The 17,512-nt window shown below is 71.5% G+C and carries 19 protein-coding genes; 14 read left to right on the top strand and 5 right to left on the bottom strand.

All coding sequences use genetic code 11. From position 1 onward, the window contains the following. Positions 1 to 10 precede the first annotated feature (10 nt). From OG257_RS16985 to OG257_RS16945, 9 genes are all read left to right on the top strand, one after another. The gene (locus OG257_RS16985) at positions 11 to 808 is read left to right on the top strand and encodes a tryptophan 2,3-dioxygenase family protein (RefSeq protein WP_329208554.1); all 798 of its coding nucleotides are present in this window, start codon (positions 11 to 13) and stop codon (positions 806 to 808) included. Beyond that, on the top strand, positions 805 to 2,100 hold the full coding sequence (locus OG257_RS16980; RefSeq protein ID WP_329208553.1) for an aminotransferase class V-fold PLP-dependent enzyme: 1,296 nt from the start codon (positions 805 to 807) through the stop codon (positions 2,098 to 2,100). Before OG257_RS16985 ends, OG257_RS16980 begins: the two co-directional genes overlap by 4 nt. Beyond that, a complete protein-coding gene (locus OG257_RS16975; RefSeq protein WP_329208552.1) occupies positions 2,097 to 3,398 on the top strand; it encodes a tryptophan 2,3-dioxygenase in 1,302 nt (433 codons plus the stop codon). The genes OG257_RS16980 and OG257_RS16975 overlap by 4 nt, the downstream gene beginning before the upstream one ends. Continuing rightward, positions 3,395 to 5,053, top strand: a complete 1,659-nt coding sequence (locus OG257_RS16970) for an FAD-dependent monooxygenase (protein ID WP_329208551.1) — start codon at positions 3,395 to 3,397, stop codon at positions 5,051 to 5,053. The genes OG257_RS16975 and OG257_RS16970 overlap by 4 nt, the downstream gene beginning before the upstream one ends. Positions 5,054 to 5,092: 39 nt before the next feature. Continuing rightward, positions 5,093 to 6,040 (top strand): branched-chain-amino-acid transaminase, encoded by a 948-nt coding sequence (gene ilvE, locus OG257_RS16965; RefSeq protein WP_329208550.1) that lies wholly within the window; start codon positions 5,093 to 5,095, stop codon positions 6,038 to 6,040. Position 6,041: 1 nt separating this feature from the next. Continuing rightward, complete coding sequence (locus OG257_RS16960; protein WP_329208549.1) at positions 6,042 to 6,833, top strand: cyclase family protein; 792 nt, start codon at positions 6,042 to 6,044, stop codon at positions 6,831 to 6,833. A 32-nt stretch (positions 6,834 to 6,865) separates the two neighbouring features. Continuing rightward, entirely contained in the window at positions 6,866 to 8,197 is a 1,332-nt protein-coding gene (locus OG257_RS16955) for an MFS transporter (protein ID WP_329208548.1), read from the top strand. A 109-nt stretch (positions 8,198 to 8,306) separates the two neighbouring features. Further along, positions 8,307 to 8,534, top strand: a complete 228-nt coding sequence (locus OG257_RS16950; protein WP_329208547.1) for a chorismate mutase — start codon at positions 8,307 to 8,309, stop codon at positions 8,532 to 8,534. Beyond that, positions 8,531 to 9,094 (top strand): hypothetical protein, encoded by a 564-nt coding sequence (locus OG257_RS16945; RefSeq protein WP_329208546.1) that lies wholly within the window; start codon positions 8,531 to 8,533, stop codon positions 9,092 to 9,094. The genes OG257_RS16950 and OG257_RS16945 overlap by 4 nt, the downstream gene beginning before the upstream one ends. Before the next feature lie 24 nt (positions 9,095 to 9,118). Here OG257_RS16945 and OG257_RS16940 read toward each other — a convergent pair whose 3' ends face one another. Further along, positions 9,119 to 10,132 (bottom strand): helix-turn-helix transcriptional regulator, encoded by a 1,014-nt coding sequence (locus OG257_RS16940; protein WP_329208545.1) that lies wholly within the window; start codon positions 10,130 to 10,132, stop codon positions 9,119 to 9,121. Between the two features lie 202 nt (positions 10,133 to 10,334). Here OG257_RS16940 and OG257_RS16935 point away from each other — a divergent pair, with 202 nt between their 5' ends. Together OG257_RS16935 and OG257_RS16930 are read left to right on the top strand one after the other, a co-directional pair. Continuing rightward, entirely contained in the window at positions 10,335 to 10,589 is a 255-nt protein-coding gene (locus OG257_RS16935) for a hypothetical protein (RefSeq protein ID WP_329208544.1), read from the top strand. 154 nt (positions 10,590 to 10,743) lie between these two features. After that, entirely contained in the window at positions 10,744 to 11,736 is a 993-nt protein-coding gene (locus OG257_RS16930) for an aldo/keto reductase (protein ID WP_329208543.1), read from the top strand. Between the two features lie 76 nt (positions 11,737 to 11,812). On the opposite strand, the gene pip is transcribed toward OG257_RS16930, so the two are convergent. Together pip and OG257_RS16920 are read right to left on the bottom strand one after the other, a co-directional pair. Then, a complete protein-coding gene (gene pip, locus OG257_RS16925) occupies positions 11,813 to 12,787 on the bottom strand; it encodes a prolyl aminopeptidase (RefSeq protein ID WP_329208542.1) in 975 nt (324 codons plus the stop codon). A gap of 47 nt (positions 12,788 to 12,834) precedes the next feature. After that, positions 12,835 to 13,737 (bottom strand): NADP-dependent oxidoreductase, encoded by a 903-nt coding sequence (locus tag OG257_RS16920; RefSeq protein WP_329208541.1) that lies wholly within the window; start codon positions 13,735 to 13,737, stop codon positions 12,835 to 12,837. Between the two features lie 150 nt (positions 13,738 to 13,887). Here OG257_RS16920 and OG257_RS16915 point away from each other — a divergent pair, with 150 nt between their 5' ends. Together OG257_RS16915 and OG257_RS16910 are read left to right on the top strand one after the other, a co-directional pair. Next, complete coding sequence (locus tag OG257_RS16915) at positions 13,888 to 14,292, top strand: winged helix-turn-helix transcriptional regulator (protein WP_329208540.1); 405 nt, start codon at positions 13,888 to 13,890, stop codon at positions 14,290 to 14,292. After that, positions 14,289 to 14,783, top strand: a complete 495-nt coding sequence (locus OG257_RS16910; RefSeq protein ID WP_329208539.1) for a hypothetical protein — start codon at positions 14,289 to 14,291, stop codon at positions 14,781 to 14,783. The genes OG257_RS16915 and OG257_RS16910 overlap by 4 nt, the downstream gene beginning before the upstream one ends. Before the next feature lie 69 nt (positions 14,784 to 14,852). On the opposite strand, the gene OG257_RS16905 is transcribed toward OG257_RS16910, so the two are convergent. Both OG257_RS16905 and OG257_RS16900 read right to left on the bottom strand, forming a co-directional pair. Next, on the bottom strand, positions 14,853 to 15,452 hold the full coding sequence (locus OG257_RS16905; RefSeq protein WP_329208538.1) for an anthrone oxygenase family protein: 600 nt from the start codon (positions 15,450 to 15,452) through the stop codon (positions 14,853 to 14,855). Beyond that, on the bottom strand, positions 15,449 to 16,288 hold the full coding sequence (locus tag OG257_RS16900) for an SDR family oxidoreductase (protein ID WP_329208537.1): 840 nt from the start codon (positions 16,286 to 16,288) through the stop codon (positions 15,449 to 15,451). Before OG257_RS16900 ends, OG257_RS16905 begins: the two co-directional genes overlap by 4 nt. Positions 16,289 to 16,410: 122 nt before the next feature. On the opposite strand from OG257_RS16900, the gene OG257_RS16895 reads away from it, so the two are divergent. After that, a complete protein-coding gene (locus OG257_RS16895) occupies positions 16,411 to 17,463 on the top strand; it encodes a LysR family transcriptional regulator (protein WP_329208536.1) in 1,053 nt (350 codons plus the stop codon). Positions 17,464 to 17,512 lie beyond the last annotated feature (49 nt).

Here is a 17,512-nt window from a genome sequence, read left to right as displayed (position 1 = left end):
CTGGAGCACCGTGTCCAAGGACTACTCGGTTCCCGTACTCGAAGGAGAAGGGGACAACGACTACACGCGCTACATGCGGACCGACACGCTGCTGTCGCTCCAGCGCCGCCCGGAGGACATGATCCACCGGGACGAGATGCTCTTCCAGGTCGTCCACCAGTCGACCGAGCTGTGGCTCAAGCTCGCCTGCTACGAGGTCGCGGAGGCGGGCCGGCAGATCGACGCGGGGCAGCCGGACACCGCGGCCAGGCTGCTCGCCCGCGCCTCTCTCGGCGTACGGATGACCGCCGACCAGCTGGAGATGATGCGGCACCTCGCCCCCTCGGACTTCCAGATCATCCGCACCGTCCTCGGGCACGGCTCGGGCTTCGAGTCCCCGGGCTGGAAAGAAGTCCGGATGGTCAGCCAGGACATCGACAAGTCCTTCCGCCGGCTGATCGAGGCGCGCGGCACCGACCTCGTGGAGGTCTACCGCAGCGGCCACGACACCGCCGACTACCGGCTGGCCGAGGCGATGATCGACTGGGACGAGCGGATCTCGCTGTGGCGCACCCAGCACTACAAGATGGTCACCCGGGTCATCGGCCACTCCGTGGTCGGCACCAAGGGCGCGCCGAGCGACTTCCTGGCCACGCTGATCAGCCACAAGTTCTTCCCGCAACTGTGGGAACTGCGGACCGAGTTGACCCTGTCCGGTCCCATGGGTGACGACGAACCGGCTCCCGAGTACGCCGCGGAGGCCGCGCCGCCCGTCTGCCCGATGACCGGAGGCGGCAGCGCGCCGCCCGCCGGGACGAGCACGGCATGAGCCGCGGCAGCGCGGCCACCGCGCCCGCCCAGACCACCGCGCCGGCTCCGGCCACCACGTCGGCTCCTGCCACCGCGCCCGCTCCGGCCACCCCCGACCGCCTCGTCGGGGACGTCACGGCCGCCGCATTCCGCCGCGGCTTCCCGATGCTGGAGCGGACGGTCCACCTGGCCAGCTGCAGTCTCGGTGCCCGGTCCGACGCGGTCGACGAGGCGCTGGAGCGGATGCAGGAGGCCATCACGGCCCACGGCGCACCCTGGGGCCGGTTCGAGCAGGAGATCGAGGAGGCCCGGCAGCGCTTCGCGGACCTGATCGGCGCCGGTCCGGACCAGATCGCGATCCTGCCCAACGCCTCCGTCGGCGCCTACCAGGTGGTCTCCACACTCTCGCTGGAGACCCGGGTCGACATCGTCACCACCGTCGAGGAGTTCCCGTCCGTCGCGCACGTCTGGCTCGCCCAGCGGCCGCGCGGCGCCCGGGTGATCTTCACGGGCGACCAGGCCACCGGCCGCATCCGGGCCTCCGACTACACGGCGGCCATGGGCGACAGCACCGCGCTGGTGTCGGTCCCGATGTCCACCTACCAGTTCGCCGAGCGGCCGCCGGTCTCGGAGATCGTCGAGGCCGGCCGGTCCGCCGGGGCGCTGACCTTCGTCGACGCCTACCAGGCCGTCGGCGTCATGTCCGTGGACGTCGCCGACATCGGCTGCGACTACCTCGTCGCGGGGACGATGAAGTACCTGGCCGGACTCCCCGGCCTGGCCTTCCTCTACGCCCGCGCCGGACTGACCAGCGATCAGGACCCGCAGCTCACAGGCTGGTTCGGGCGCGTGGAGCCGATGGCTTTCGACCCGCTGCGGCTGGACTTCCCGGCCATCGCCCGGCGCTTCGAGACCGGCACCCCGGCGGTGCCCGCCGTGTACGCCGCCAACGCGGCGCTCGGCCTGTTCCGGGGCGTCGACATGACCGACGTACGGCGCCACGTCGGTGCCCTGACCGACCGCACCGCGCGCACCCTCACCGCCCAGGGCGAACGGGTCCGCAAGGCCGAGAGGCCGGAACTGCAGGGCGCCCACCTCGGCCTGTACGACGCCGACCCGCGCGCCCTCGCCGGCTGGCTCGCGGGCCAGGGCATCGCCGTCAGCCCACGCGGGCCCGTCGTGCGCCTGTCCTTCCACTACTACAACTCCACGGACGACGTGGAGGCCCTCTGCCAGGCCATGCGCGAGTTCCGCGCACTGACCGGCCCCGCCCTCACCGTCCCACTCCCGAAAGTGAGACCCGCAGCGTGAAAGAGCTGACCGACTGGCTGACCGATCCCGTACCCAGCCGCTTCCCGTACCCCGCCGTGACCCACGAGTTCCACCGCGTCGGCAAGCACTTCGTCCCCGACGAGATCCTCAAGTCCCTGGCCCTGGCCAGGGAGCGGCTCGCCCCCGAGGCGCCGACGCCCGCCGACGCGGCGGACCGCCTGCTGCTCGACCGTTTCCTGGACACCGCGCTCGACAAGTGGGACGGCCGGTACGACTACCCCTCGTACACCTCCCTCAGCGTGCTCGGCCTGCCGACCGCCGACGACGGGCCGGCAGCCGCCGAGGCCGCCCGGGTCACCCGGGACCGGCTGACCGTCCAGCTCCTGGCCGACCTCCTGCGGTTCGAACTGGCCGCCGCCGAGGGACGCACCGAGTGGCTCCCGGAGATGCGGCCCGACGCCCGGATGGTGGAGAAGCGCTGCCGGCTCGCCGTCCGGGTGGCCAAGCCCGCGCTCGCCAGGCTCGGGTACGGCGAGCGGCTCACCGCCGCCGAACCGGTTCAGCAGGCCGCCCAGCTGTGGGAGCTGGCCGACGCAGAGCTGCTGGACCCGCGCGAGCGCCAGGTGCTGAAGCTCAGCATGCTGCCGGTCTACATATCGCACGACGAGCACATGTTCATCCGCGTGCTGCAGACCTTCGAGACCACCTTCGCGCTGCTGGCCCTGAGCATCCGTACGGCCATCGGCGACCTGGACGACGCCCGGACAGGGGACGCCACCGGGCACCTCGCGGTCGCCGAGACCGTTCTCGCCGAGTCGGCACCGCTGTTCTCGCTGCTGGCCACCATGCAGGTCGAATCCTTCCGCGTCTTCCGGGACTTCACCGACGGCGCGAGCGCCATCCAGTCCCGCAACTACAAGCTGGTCGAGTCCCTGTGCCGGGTGCCCGACAAGGACCGGCTCGACTCGCCCGCCTACCGCTCCACCCCCGAGGTGCACGAGCGGGTCCTGGCCGGCCAGCCCACCCTCGACGAGGCCTGCGGCGCCGCCCTCGCCGACCCCCGCTTCAGCGCCGCCGACCGCGAGCGGCTGACCGCCTCGATGCTCGGCTTCGCCGGCTCGCTGCGCCGCTGGCGCCAGACGCACTACCGGATCGCCGTCCGGATGCTCGGCACCCGCTCCGGCACCGGCGCGACCGAAGGCACCCCGTACCTCAGCTCGGTACGGAAGATCCCGGTCTTCCGCAGCGTCACCGAGGCCCCTGACACGGACACAGGAGCCCGTACCGAAGCCCTCACCGGCACCGCACCCCGCACAGAGAGCGAAGAGACAGCATGAGCAGCGACCTGATCCCCGTAGGCATCGTCGGTGCCGGTCCCGTCGGCATGACCCTGGCGGCCCGCCTCGCCTCCTTCGGCATCCCGAGCGTCCTCTTCGAGCGCGACCCCGAGCTGCGCAGACAGGGCTCCAAGGCGTGCCTCATCCAGGGCGACGTGCTGGAGACCCTCGACAAGTTCGGCTGCGCCGAGACCATCGGCGCCGAGGGCGTCACCTGGACCACGGCCCGCACCTATGTGCGCGGCAAGGAGATCCGCGCGGCCGAGTACACCCGCCGGATCGGCTACGGCCCGTTCGTGAACATATCCCAGTACCGGATCGAGCAGCTTCTGCTGGAGAAGGTCGAGGCCGACCCGCTCTGCGAGGTCCGCTGGGCCCACGAGATCACCGGGGTCGAGCAGGACGGCGACACCGTCACCGTCTCCGCCGACACACCGGACGGCCCGCGCGACTACCGCTGCCAGTACATGATCGCCTGCGACGGTGTCCGCAGCCCCGTGCGCACGTTCACCGGCGTCGAGTGGACCGGCTACAGCCACCGGGACCGCTTCCTGATCACCGACCTGAAGGTGAAGCTGCCGCTCGCCAAGGAGCGCCACTTCCACTACGACCCGCCCTTCAACCCGGGTCGCCAGCTGGTCATGCACCCGCAGCCCAACGACATCTGGCGCATCGACTGGCAGCTCGCCCCCGAGACCGACATCGAGGCCGAGCGCGCGGACGGCCGCTTCGACCGGCGGGTGCGCGCCGTCATCGGCGACGTCGACTACGAGATCGACTGGCTGTCCACCTACCGCTTCCACCAGCGCGTGGTCGAGAAGTTCCGCATCGGCCGGATCTTCTTCGCCGGCGACTCCGCCCACTCCCTGCCGCCGTACGGCTCCCGCGGCATGAACAGCGGTATCCAGGACGCCGACAACCTCGCCTGGAAGCTGGCCCTGGTCATGCAGGGCAAGGCCGGGGACTCCCTCCTCGACACCTACCACGACGAGCGCTACGCGGCCGCCAAGGAGAACCTCGCCGTCACCGAGGCAACCATCAAGTTCATGGTGCCGCCCAACCTGGTGCGCCGTCTCGCGCGCAAGGTACTGCTCACCCTCTCCCAGCCGTTCCAGGGAGCCCGCGACAAGGTCAACAGCGGCAGGATGGCCGAACCGCACACGTACGTCGACTCGCCCGTGATCCAGTCCGCCGAACTGCACCCGCTGCTGGGCGCCTTCGCCCCCGACGCGCGGATCACCGCCCCCGGCGCCGCCCGCATCCGCCAGCTGTACGGAACCGGGTTCACCGTCCTCCACTTCGCCCAGGACCGGGCCGCCGCCCGCGCCTTCGCCGAGCGGGCGCTCGCCGACACCCGCGGCCTCGACACCGACCTGGTCGTCGTCCTGCGCGAGGGCGAACTCGCCGTCCCGACCGCCGGACCCGCCGACGACATGCCCGACGGCGTCACCGTGCTCCGCGACCGCGACAGCGTGCTGCGCGAGGCGTACCGGGCCCCCGAGGGCACCTGCCTGATCGTCCGGCCGGACGGACACATCGGCGCCGTGGCCGACACCGCCAGGCCCGAGCTCTTCGCCGCCACACTCGCCCGCTGCGCCGAGGCCACCACGCCCGCCCGCGAGCCCGCCCGCGAGCGCGTCGCAGCCGCTGCCTGACCCCTCTCCCCTTCCCGTATCCCGCATCAGGAGTACGAAGTGACCACACCCCAACTTCCCACTCACGCCTGGCTCAACGGCACCATCGTCGACTGGGACCAGTGCACCGTCCACGCCCGGTCCCAGGGCGCGTTCTGGGGCGCCAACGTCTTCGAGGGGCTGCGCGCCTACCGCCGCCCCGGCCGGAGCGGTCTCGCGGTCTTCCGCATCGACGAGCACCTGGCCCGGCTGCGCCGTTCGATGAAGAGCCTGCGGATGGAGATCCCTTACACCGACGACGAGCTCAAGGCCGGTGTACTCGACGTCCTCAAGGCCAACGCGTTCGAGGAGGACGTACACATCTGCGTCGTCGCGTACTTCAACATGGGCCCGAACGCGGACCCGCTCAGCCACACCGACGACGCCGGCGTCCACATCACCTCCACCCGCGCCCCGCGCGGCCGGGGCTTCGAGGGCGGTCTGGCCGCCACCGTCTCCTCCTGGCGCCGCATCAGCGACGACTCCATGCCGCCGCGCATCAAGGCGGGCGCCAACTACCACAACAGCCGTCTCGCCCACCACGAGGCCATCCGCAACGGCTACGACACCACGCTCCTGCTCAACCAGCGCGGCAGCGTCTCCGAGGCCCCGGGCTCCTGCGTGGCGATGCTGCACGAGGGCAAGCTCATCACCCCGCCCGGCACCAGCGGCGTCCTCGAAGGCATCACCGTCGCCACCGTCGGCGAGCTCGCCCGGAAGGAACTCGGCATCCCCATGGAGCGCCGTGAGATCGACCGCACCGAGCTCTACACCGCCGACGAGATCTTCGTCGCCGGCACCCTCGCCGAGGTCGCCCCCGTCACCAGCCTCGACCGCATACCGGTCGGCGACGGAGCCCCGGGCGTGATGGTCCGCAAGCTCCAGGACCTCTACGACTCGGTGGTCCGGGGCGAGCACCCCGACTACCGGCACTGGTCCACCATCGTCCAGACCACCGGGGAGAAGTGACATGACCTCCGCCGTGGACACCCAGCCCTCCAGCCCGACCGCCCCCCTGCTGGCCGGCCTGCTCGACGGCTCCGTGGAAGTCGTCGACCTCACGTCGCCGCTCAACGAGGAGACCCCGCTGATCCAGCTCCCACCGGAGCGAGGCCAGCCATGGGCCTTCGAACGGGAGGTGATCAGCCATTACGACGAGGCCGGACCCACCGTCTACTGGAACAACATCCGCCTCTCCGAGCACACCGGCACCCACTTCGACGCCCCCATCCACTGGGTCACCGGCAAGGACCTCGACGACGTCTCCCAGGTACCGCCGCAGCGCCTGGTCGCCCCCGCGTGCGTACTGGACTTCTCCGCCGAGGCCACCGCCGATCCCGACTTCCTGCTCCAGCGCCACCACGTCGAGGCATGGCAGGAGGAGCACGGCCCCCTCATCGCGGGCGGCTGGCTGCTCTACCGCACCGGCTGGGAGTCCCGACAGGGCTCCCAGGACGACTTCCTCAACGGCCGGCACACACCCGGCATCTCCACCGAGTGCGCCCGATGGCTGGCCGAGGAGACCGGGATCATCGGCGTCGGCGTGGAGACCGTCGGCACCGACGCAGGCCAGGCCGGCGAGTTCGGGGACCAGCCCTACCCCTGCCACTGGTACTTCCACGGCGCGGACAAGTACGGCATCACCCAGCTGCGCAACCTGCACCGGCTCCCTCCCCGGGGTGCCGTGCTGATCACCGCGCCGCTGCCCATCGTCGGCGGTTCCGGCAGTCCGGCCCGGGTGCTCGCCCTCGTGACCCGCTGATCCCGCTGATCCCAAGGAAGGTTCGTACACCCATGCTCCGGACGCCCGACGGTCTGGCCGCGCTACGCCGCAGGTCGGTCAACCGCATCCTGGTCCTGCACGGCCTGTCGTCGTTCTGCTACGGCATGGTCTTCCCGTTCATCGGCATCCATCTGGCGGCCCAGCCCGACATCGGCACCGCCGGGGTCGCCGTCTACTACGGCGTCTCCGGCCTCGCCAACCTGGCCGTCTCGCTGCTGCTCGCCTCGGCGGCGGTCCGCTTCCCCCGGCACGCCCTCGGCATCACCGGGCTGCTGCTCTGGCTCAGCTGCTTCCTGCTCCTGACCCAGGGCCACAACCTCGTCACCGCCGGGGCCGCGGCGGTCCTGGGAGGCGCCGGCCAGGGCTGCTTCATGGCCGCGATCATCCCGATCGTCAACTCCCTGGTTCCGCCCCAGGAGCGCCGGCAGGTCTTCGCCCGCCGCTACCAGATCCTCAACGCCACCCTCGCGGCCGGCTCGCTGCTGGCCGGCCTCGTCCTCACCGTCTTCTCCCGCGACGCGATCACCTGGCTGCTCATCGCGAACGCGCTCGGGTACCTTCCGGTGGCCCTCGCGCTCGGTCTGGCCCGCAAGGTCCCCGAGATCGCGGAGCCGACGGAGACCGCCGGGACCAGTGAGACCACCGAGGCGAGTGAGACCGCTGAGACCGCCGACGCGGAGCCGGCCGGGAAGTCCACCGGCGCCGCCGCCCACGCCCTGGGCACCGGCATGCTCATCAAGGCCGCCCTCGGCGCCGCACTCTTCCAGTTCGGCGCCTACCTGATCGGCTACAGCCAGTTCGAGGCCACCGCCCCGCTGGTGGCCGACCACCTCATGGACACGGGCATCGGCTGGATCTCCGTGATGCTCACCCTCAACGTCGTGGTCATCGTGTCCCTCCAGCGGCCGATCACCAAGCTGCTGGAGAAGCGCCCCGAGGAACACGGTCTGCGCATCGCGGTCGCCCTGTGGGCCGCCGGCCTCCTGGTCGCCGGTTTCACGGCCTTCGGCCCGGGCCCCGTGAGGCTCACCGGACTGCTGGCGTACGCCGTCCTCTTCGCCCTCGGCGAGTGCGCGTACTCCTGCTCCTTCCATCCCTGGCTGATCTCCAAGGTCCCCGACCGCGAGCTCACCCGCGCCAGCGCCCTGTGCAACTCGATGATGGGCGTCGGCATGTTCTTCGGCCCCTCGATCGGCGTCGCGCTGATCTCCCTGGACCACGCGGCCTGGGTCTGGCTGCCGCTCGCCGCGCTCTGCGGTCTCGTCGCCCTCACCACCTTGCGCCGCAGGACCCGCACCACCACCTCCGCCCCCACGGATCCGGATCTCGTACCCGCCGGCTGACCGGCACCGGCCTCACCGCGAAGACCACGGACCGCAGGACAACGAACCGCAGCACAACGGACCGCAGGACAACGAACCGCAGGACAACGAACCGGAAATGGAGCGCCCAATGTCCGACGACGTCGCCACCCTCGATCAGCAGATCATCCAACTCGTCGGCCGCCGCGCGGCGGCAGCCCGCAAGCAGACCCACGCCCGCGTGAGCTCCGGCAGCTCCCGGACCTCGCTCGCCGAGGAGAACGCGGCCATCGACCGCTACAGCGAGGAACTCGGCAGGCCCGGGGTCAATCTGGCCCTTCTGGTGCTCGGCCTCTCCGACCGGATGCCGGCCCGGTGATCCCCGTCGACGCCGCCGCCCCCGCGCGGGGCCTGCGCTGCTTCGTGTACGCCCGCGGCCCCGGCCCGGACGGGCGGCGGCCCTGGCTCCTGGGCGTCCTGCCCGGCGGCGGCCTCGAACTGCCCAGCGAGGACTGGCCCGGGAGCGCCGACCCGGCCGACGCGGCGCTGGAGGCCGTCGCCCGGCTCACCGGCCGGGCCGCTCGCCTGGTCGCCCCGCCGGTGCCGCCGCTGGGGCAGGCCGGAGTGAGTGAGCCGATGTTTCCACCGCCGTGGTGGATCCGGGCGCCGCACAGCGGCCCCTACGAGACCGAGTACGAGTACGTGATGACGCTGCCCGGCGCCCCGCCGGCCGGCCTGGCCTGGGTGGAACTGGCCGACGCCCAGGCCCGGGCACACGCCGAGGACGACGAGAACCTGCATCTCGCGACTGCGCTCGGCACTGTCCTGGAGTCGCTGCTCGAGGAGACGATCACCCCGAGCGTGGTCCGGGCGATGACCGTCGGATACAGCCGCCGGGGCGTCGGCCGGCCCAGGAGCAGGGCCGCCGCGCCGTGGTGAGCCGCCCGCCGTGCCCGCACCGGGCTACGCGGGCGGAGCACCGCCCTTGTCCAGACCGATCAGATAGCCGGTCTGGAAACGGCTCTTCGCGTCGAGGGAGCGCATGATCTCGGCGACGTGGCGTTGCACGGTCCGCACCGACATGCCCAGCCTGCGCGAGATGACCTTGTCGTCCAGCCCCTCGGTCAGCAGCCGGACGATCGACTGGCGCAGATCCTCGGAGACCTGTTTGGCCCACTCGCGGTCGAAGCCCACCGGGAAGGGTTCGGCTGCCCGCCAGGCGGTCTCGAAGGAGGACACCATGAACGCCACGAGGTTGGGCTCGTACACCACGAGAGCGTGGGCCGAGTCGCCCTGCACGCTGACCACGGCCGCTTTGCGGTCGTAGATCAGCATCCGGTCGGGGCCGTCCGCCAGGGTCCGCACCTCGGCCCCGCGCTCCATCATCCACTCGGCGAACTCCACCGTGTGCTGGCTGTAGCGGGCCGGGTGCTGGTAGATCGAGCGGCTGCTGACTCCGCGTTCCAGCAGCCGCCCCATGCTGCCCCGCGCTTTGAGCAGCGCCTCGGGGTCCCGGGCGCCCCCCGGCTGCACATGGAGCGCCTCGGTCCGGCAGCTGTCCGTCAGCTGGTCGATCAGCCGCCGTACGTCGGCGATGTCGGTCAGCAGCTCCACTTCCTTGGCCTGCTGGCGCTGCTGGCCGTTCTGGTAGCAGGGGCCCAGCGCGGCGAGGGCCGTCCGTATCCGCTCGACGCTTTCCGACTGCTGCCGTATCTGATGCTCCATCGGCCACAGCAGCTGGCCGGCCGCGAACTGCGGTGAGACCACGGTGAGCCGGTCCGGGCAGTCGGCGTCCCGCCGCAGCAGCCGCAGGGCCTCCAGCCGCCGCACGGCCGTGACCAGCTCCTTCTCGTCCAGGCCGAGCGCGCACTGGGCTTCGGACGGGGTGAACGAGGCAACCCCGGTTGCGTACTCATAGAGCCTCAGGCCGTCGGGAGTCAGCTCCGCATCCGGGGCCCCCTCCTCGAAGTGCTGCATTGCCGTCCACCCTTCGTGTTTGCGACAGGCGTGAATAACCCGGGTCAGATGCCCTGCCGCGCTGCTCTCAATCGCGGGAAGCTGAAGTCGTCGAAGGCAGCCGGAACTCGGCCAAACCTGACACAGCCGCTCGACCGCACGACGACGCACAGCGACGCCCCGTCCGGCCCTTCTTCAGGACTCTCACCAAAGGACACTCCACATGCAGTCGTTCTCTGCTCGCATCGCCCTGATCGCCTCCGGCTTCGCCGCGACCCTGGCGCTCATTATCGGTCAGTCCGTCATGGAGTCCACCCCTGTCCGGTCTGTTGCCGACAACGGCTGGTCCAAGCCCGTCCCGGTGGTTCTGCAGGACGACAACGGCTGGTCGGCGCCCGCCCCGGCGGTCATGCAGGACGACAACGGCTGGTCGGCCCCCGCCCCGGCCGTCACGCAGGACGACAACGGCTGGTCCTAGAAGCGTCATTGCGAATGATCGACAGCGGTCACGAGCGATCGGAGATCGTGTGTGACCGGCAGGCCCGTCCCCACCGGACGGGCCGTGCCCATTGGGACGGCGGTGTACGGCGGTACTTGCCTGGAGTGGGCTCGAAGCAGTTGGCTTGTGACCCATGAAGTACACGCAGCTCGGACGCACCGGACTCAAAGTCAGCCGACTCGTCCTCGGCACGATGAACTTCGGTCCGCAGACCGACGAACCGACCAGCCACGGCATCCTGGACGCCGCCCTCGACGCAGGTCTGAACTTCGTGGACACCGCCAATGTCTACGGGTGGGGTGAGAACAAGGGCCGTACCGAGGAGATCGTCGGCACCTGGTTCGCGGAGGGTGGCGGACGTCGCGACAAGACGGTCCTCGCCACCAAGGTGTACGGGAACATGGCCGGTGACGGAGCCACCGTATGGCCCAACCACGACCGGCTCAGCGCGGTGAACATCCGCCGGGCCGTGGACGCTTCCCTCAAGCGCCTGCAGACCGACTACATCGACATCTACCAGTTCCACCACATCGACAGGCACACGCCGTTCGAGGAGATCTGGCAGGCGATCGACGTCCTGGTCCAGCAGGGCAAGATCCTCTACGCGGCCTCCTCCAACTTCCCCGGCTACAAGATCGCCCAGGCCAACGAGCTGGCGAAGGCGCACGGCCGTGTCGGCCTCGTCAGCGAGCAGTGCCTGTACAACCTGGCCGAGCGCCGCGCGGAGATGGAGGTCATCCCTGCCGCGCAGGAGTACGGCCTCGGCGTCATCCCGTGGTCGCCGCTGCACGGCGGCCTGCTCGGCGGTGTGCTCAAGAAGGAGGCCGAGGGCAAGCGCCGCAAGGACGGCCGCTCGGCGAGCGCGCTGGAGCGCACGGAGGTCCGTGAGCAGGTCAAGGCGTACGAGGACCTGCTGGACAAGCACGGTCTTGAGCCCGGCGAGGTCGCCCTCGCATGGCTGCTGACCCGGCCCGGAGTGACCGGCCCGATCGTCGGCCCGCGCACCCAGGAACAGCTGGACTCGGCGCTGCGCGCCCTCGAACTGGAGCTGAGCGAGGAGATCCTCGCCTCTCTGGACGAGATCTTCCCGGGTCCCGGCCCGTCCCCGGAGGCCTTCGCCTGGTGATCGACCGGTCCTGGGCGCCGAGGCCGCCGCCCGCTCCGGCGGGCGGCGGCCTTCGTGCGCCTGCGCCGTGCTCGGCTCACCCCCGCAGCGCGAACCTGTCCAGCGCCGCCAGCACCGCGCGGCTGGTCGCCGGGCCGCCCAGGTGGCCCGCCGCGTCGATGACCGTCAGCTCGGCGTCCGGCCACGCCTTGGCCAGCTCCCACGCCGTGGTCAGCGGTCCGCCCAGGTCGAAGCGGCCGTGCACCAGGACCCCGGGGATACCGGCGAGGCGGCCCGCGTCGCGGATCAGCCGGCCCTCCTCCAGCCACGCCGCGTGGGCGAAGTAGTGCGAACAGATCCGGACGAAGGCCTCCCGGGCTCGGTCCGGCCGGCCGCTGTACGGGGCCGGTCCGGTGTACGCCTCCATGGACAGCACCGCGTCCTCCCAGGCACACCAGTCGGCCGTCGCCCCGGCCCGTACGTCCGGGTCGGGGCTCTCCATCCGGCGGGCGTACGCGGCGACGAGGCCGTCCGGCCCCTCCGCCTCCGGGACACCGGCCCGGAACAGGTCCCAGGCCTCGGGGAAGATCTGCCCCGCGCCCCGGTACAGCCAGTCGATCTCGCTGCGCCGGGTCGTCGTCACCGCGGCGATCACGATCTCCGAGACGTGCTCCGGGTACTGCTCCGCGTACGCCAGGATCAGCGTGGAGCCCCAGGAGCCCCCGTACAGCAGCCACTTCTCGATGCCGAGCCGGGTGCGCAGCAGCTCCATGTCGGCGATCAGGTGGGGTGTCGTGTTGTGCCGCATGTCGGCGGCCGGGTCGCTCGCGTGCGGGGTGGAGCGGCCGCAGTTGCGCTGGTCGAACAGGACGACCCGGTACAGGTCCGGGTCGAAGTACTGCCGGGCCCAGGTGCCGCACCCCGAGCCCGGACCGCCGTGGACGACGAGGGCCGGTTTGCCGGCCGGGTTGCCGCAGACCTCCCAGTACACGAGGTTGCCGTCGCCGACGTCGAGCATGCCCCGGTCGTACGGCTCGGTCGGCGGGTACTTCTCGTCCGGCGCGCGGTCCACAGCGGGTCCCCTCGGCTCGACGGCGTCGTGCGAAGGGGACAGCGTAGTCAGCCCGTTCGCGGCACCAGGACGAGCCGCCCCCGTACGCCGCCCTCCGCGAGACGGCGGTACGCGTCGGTCGCCTCCTCCAGGGGGTAGGTGCGCGCCACCCGCGGTGTCAGGACGCCCGCGTCGACCAGCTTCACCAGCTCGGCGAGCCGGTTGCCGTCGGCGGCCACCTCCACGACCTGGACCCGGATGCCCCGCACGCCCGGAGGGCCCGCCTGCGGGATGACGCCCACGTAGTCCCCGTCGTCGCGGACGTACGCCAGCGCGTCGGCGCCCAGCACGGCCGCGTCCAGTACCGCGTCGAACGGGCCCGCCGCCGCGCCGCGTTCCACGAACCGGTCCGCGCCGAGGGACCGTACGAGCTCCTCGTCGGCGGCTCCGGCCATCCCGGCGACCGTGATCCCGGCCCGGTGGGCCAGCTGCACCGCGTATCCGCCGACCGCACCCGCCGCGCCCGTGACCAGCAGCGTGGACCCGGGAGCCAGGTCCAGCAGGTCCAGTGCCTGCGCGGCGGTCAGGGTGTTCAGCGGCACGGTCGCCGCGTGGGCCGCGTCCACCGAGGCCGGGGCGGGCGCGACCGCGGTGCTGTCCACCACCACGTACTCGGCCTGGGCCTTGGCCGGCGCCGGTCCGTACGCCAGCGCCACCACCTCGGCCCCGGCGGCGAACGGCGCCCCCGCGCCCACCGCGTCCACGGTCCCCGCCACGTCCCATCCGAGCCCCAGCGGCCCGTCCTTCGGCAGCGGGACGAGGAAGCCCCCGCCGTACGCCGCGTCCACCGGGTTGAGGGCTGCCGCGGCCACCTTGATCCGCACCTGGCCGGGACCCGGCTCGGGCAGCGAGGCCTCCACGACCTCCACGGCCTCGGGCCCGCCGAACCTCTTGACCACCACTGCACGCATGTCTGTCTCCCTGATTCCCCGGGCGCGGGGGCCCGTGAACGGTGCGGGTTTCTCCCGCCCCACAAACCTAGGAAGAGTTACTCTCTTTCGGTAAGTACGTACTTCGAGGTGCGTAGGCCACCCACAGGTAGGACCGGAGGCAGCAGGCTCATGGCGACACGCACCGCGGCCCAGCGCCGCGAGGAAGCCCGATCCGCGTACGACGCCTTCCTCAGGGAATGCCCGACCAACCAGCTGCTCGGCCGCCTGAGCGACAAGTGGGTCAGCCTCATCGTCAGCGCCCTGCGCGAAGGTCCGATGCGCTACAGCGACCTCGGCCGCAGGATCGCCGGGGTGAGCCAGAAGATGCTCACCCAGTCGTTGCGCTCGCTGGAGCGGGACGGCCTCGTCACGCGCACCGTCACGCCGACCGTGCCCGTCCGCGTCGACTACGAACTGACGGAGCTCGGGCACAGCCTGAGCGGTCTGCTGGCCGCGGTGAAGACCTGGGCCGAGACCAACTTCGACCGGGTCCACGAGGCCCGGGAGCGGTACGACGAGGAGGCGGCGGCGTGAACGCCACTCCTCGGGTGCTTGCCGTACTGGACGAACTGCTCGCCTCCGCCGCCCCCGGCGGACGCGGCGCCCTGTGGCACCTCGCCGAGCAGGGGCGGGAGCTGGACGCCAACGTCGTGCGACTGCCGCCGCACGCCGGAGTGGGCGAGCACCAGGAGGACGTCCTGGACGTGCTGCTGGTGGTCCTCGCGGGCGGCGGGTTTCTGCGTACGGGCGGCGACACCCTGGACCTCGCCCCGACCACCGTCACCTGGCTTCCCCGCACCTCCCGCCGCGCCCTGGAGGCGGGGCCGGACGGGCTGACGTACCTGACGGTCCACCGCCGCCGTCCGGGGCTGGCGATCAAGCCGGCCGTCCCGGCCCCGGCGGCGGCGTACGAGGGCGGCGAGGCCCCGTGCATGCTGGACCTGGTCTGCCCGGAGTGCGGACGGCTCTCGGCGGACCGCAGCCCCAAGTTCTGCAGTGCCTGCGGGGAGCCGTACCCGGGGTAGCGTCGAGGTCGACCCGCGAGCCGCCAGTGGTTGATCTTGGTGCCGTTCTCGCAGGGGAGGCACGCCGCGTCAGTGGTCGGCCCCGTGCCCGTCGTGCGCAAAGGGACCGGGGCCTGTCCGGAGCAGCGTGCCGGTCCCGTGGGAGGTGGGCGCTGCTGCCCGGTCGGTGGGGAACCCGTCCGCGCCGTACAGGACGAGGGCCCAGGCCAGGCAGGCGAAGGCCGCCGAGTGCAACAGCGCGCGCACGATGTTCCAGGTGACCCAGGCCGCCTCGAACCGCTCGCGAACGGCGGCCAGGTTTCCGATGGAGCCCGGGTCGCCGGCCCGCTCCAACTGGTCGTTGAGCGGGACGTTGACCGCGACGGTCACCGCGAACGCGACCAGGTAGAGCACGAGCGCGGCGACGAGCCAGGGCAACGCCGGCCGCCCGTGACCGCGCCAGGCGAGGAACACCGCCAGGGCGATCAGCGGGATCGACCCCATGAACGGCAGCATGAACACAGGGTTGAGGATCGACTTGTTGATGCCTTGCATCGTCGCCACGAGCGTGTGGTCGGAGGTACTGCGCAGCCCCGGCATCACGGCGTAGGCGAAGGCTGCGAACAGCCCCGCCATCAGGCCGGAAGCGAGGACGGAAGCGAGCAGGGTCCCGGTCTGGAGAGTCTTCACGAGGTGGCCTCGGGGGTCCAGACGCCGGTGGTCGCGGCTTCGGCGGCATGGTCGGTGAAGTCGCGGGCCGGCCGGCCGAGAACCTGCCGGACGCCGTCACCGAGATACGCGTTACGGCCGTCGAGAACACTCGTGAACAGGTAGGTCAGCAGGCCGGTGACGTCGGCGGGGGCGCCGTGCGCGGCGAGCTCGGCGGCGTAGGCGTCCGCAGGGACCGTGGCGTAGCCGATCTTGCGGCCGGCCGCCGCTCCGATCGCGGCCGTGGCCTGCGCGAAGGTGAGCAGTCGGGGGCCGGTCAGGTCGTAGGTGCGGCCTGTGTGCCCGCCTTCGGCGAGGACGGTGGCGGCGACCTCGGCGATGTCGTCGGCATCGATGAACGGCTCTTCGACGTCCCCGACCGGCAGTGCGAGCTCCCCGTCGAGGATCGGACCGAGGAAGTCTCCCTCGCTGAAGTTCTGGGCGAAGAACGCGGCACGCAGGACCGTCCACTCCGCGCCCGAGGCCGCCAGCGCCTTCTCGCAGGCCTCGGCCTCCGGCTCGCCGCGCCCGGAGAGCAGCACCAGACGGCGTGCTCCGGTCCGTACCGCAAGTTCGGCGAAGGCGCCGATCGCCTCGGGGGCGCCGGGGACGGCGAGGTCAGGCTGGTAGGAGACGTAGACGGCGTCCACACCGGCAAGGGCGGGCTGCCATGTCGTGGAGTCGTTCCAGTCGAAGGGGATCCCGCCGGACCGTGAGCCGATCCGGACCACGTGGCCGCGACCGGTCAGCTCCCGTACGACACGGCGTCCGGTCTTACCGGTCCCGCCCAGGACCAGGGTGAGTGCGGGAGAAGTCATGGTGATCGCCTCGGCTTTCGTGGATGGCGCTTCGGTGACCGCGTTCCTGCGGTGTGCTCAAGCCTCGACCACCCGGGGGTCGCCATCAACTGCCATTCCTGCAAGGATCGTTGACCTGTGGGTTGACGATAGGGGGAGTCGTGGAGCGGCGTGAGATCGAGATCTTCCTTACGGTCGGCGAGGAGCTGCACTTCGGGCGCAGCGCCGAGCGACTGCACGTCTCGGTGGCCATGGTCAGCAAGACGGTCCAGAAGCTGGAACGGTCGGTCGGCGCGGCCCTCTTCGAGCGGACCAGCAGACGGGTGGCCTTCACCGCGACCGGGCGACGCCTCTTCGACGACCTGAAGCCCGCGTACCAAGAGGTCCTGGACGCCTTCGCGCGAGCGGTGGCCTCGGGCCGGGGTGTTGACGGCGTGCTGCGCGTCGGGTTCCTGGGGACGGCCACCGCACAGTTCGTGATGCGCGCGGCGGAGCTGCTGCGGACCCGGCATCCGGGATGCGAGATACGGCTGCACGAGAGCCGCTTCGCCGACGGGACGGCGCCACTGCACGACGATGTGATCGATGTCCTGCTCATCGACAATTTCGCGGTACCGGTATCGACGCTCGCACCCGGCCACAGCGCGGGCCCGATGCTGTTCCGGGAGGCGCCGATGCTCGCCGTCTCGGCTCGGCATCCGCTGGCGCGGCGGGACGCGGTGGAAATGACGGAGCTCGCCCGGTACGAGGTGCTGCGGCCGCGGGCACCCTCGGGACAGGCGGAGGGGACGTCCGCTCCCGGGCGGGCGGCCGGGAGGCCCGTCCCCGGGCAGGCGGCCCGATGGGCCGCTCCCGAGGGCGCGGAGCGGTTGTTCGCTCCGGGGCAGGCGGATTCCTCGTTCGCCCCCGGCAGAGCGCCGGAGGGCCGGGGCTCCGGGCGGAGCACGGAATTCGGCAGCATCCAGGAGATGTGGGCGCTGGTCGGCGGAGGCCACGGGGTCTTCCCCGTCCCGTCCCACGCGAGTGTGTACGACGCTCGCCCCGACGTCGCGTTCGTCCCGATCAAGGGCGCCCCGGCGTACGAATGGCGCCTGATCTGGCTCTCCGCAGCGGACAACAACCGCGTCCGGGCCTTTTCCGAAGCGGCCTGCGGCTACGTGGCGGCGCACCCCGATCCACTGACCGCGACCGCGTAGGCGGTTCGCTTGGACGTGACACCCGCGCTCACCGCGCGCCTGCTCCAGC

It is taken from the genome of Streptomyces sp. NBC_00683 (assembly GCF_036226745.1).
In the GTDB taxonomy this organism is placed as follows: domain Bacteria; phylum Actinomycetota; class Actinomycetes; order Streptomycetales; family Streptomycetaceae; genus Streptomyces.
The sequence above is the reverse complement of the archived record's forward strand: the minus strand, read 5'-3'. Positions and strand labels throughout refer to the sequence as shown.